Annotated in this window: 1 protein-coding gene; it reads right to left on the bottom strand. The window is 68.5% G+C overall.

The features are described 5' to 3' along the window. The coding region (locus tag FNX44_RS27455) for an FtsK/SpoIIIE domain-containing protein (RefSeq protein WP_267129501.1) at nt 1-653 on the bottom strand (653 nt) is incomplete at both ends.

The following is a 653-nucleotide window of genomic DNA, read 5'->3' as shown; positions in this document are numbered from 1 at the left end:
GGGGGCGGGGGGTGACGTTGCCTATGAGGTCGGACTCGGAGGGGTCGCCGGAGAGGACGATGCCTTGGGCGCCGAGTTCCTTCATGCGGGTGAGGAAGGGTTCGTACATCGCGCGGGAGGCGCCGGCGGTGTTGCGGGCGATGATGAAGCGGATGCCGATGTCGCGGGCGTAGGGGAGATGCTCGACGAGTTGGTCGAGCGGGTTGCCGGCGGAGGTGGCGACGAGGTCGAAGTCGTCGACGACCACAAAGAGACGGGGGCCGGACCACCAGCTGCGGTCGCGGAGCTGCTGGGGCGTGATGTCGGCCTGAGGGGCGCGCTTCTCCATGAGTTGGCGGATGCCGTCGGCCTGGGCTTCGAGGGCGGCGGCGAGGGGCGCGTACTCGACGAGGTAGTCGTCGGGGACTGTCTCCAGCAGGGTGCGGCGGAAGTCGCAGACGGCGAACTTGGCCTCGTCGGGTTGGTAGTACTCGGTGAGCTGTTTGACGAGGAGCCGGATCGTGGCGGTCTTGCCGGATTCGGTGTCGCCGAGGACGAGGAGGAAGGGGTCCGTTTCGAAGTTGAGGTAGACGGGGGCGAGGGCGGCCTCGTCGAGGCCGATGGCGATGCCCTGGTCGGGGTGCTCGAAGCCCTTGGGGATCTCGTCGGAGGGG

The organism is Streptomyces alkaliterrae (genome assembly GCF_007097205.2).
GTDB classification, from domain to species: domain Bacteria; phylum Actinomycetota; class Actinomycetes; order Streptomycetales; family Streptomycetaceae; genus Streptomyces; species Streptomyces alkaliterrae.
This window is presented reverse-complemented; position numbering and strand designations above follow the sequence as displayed.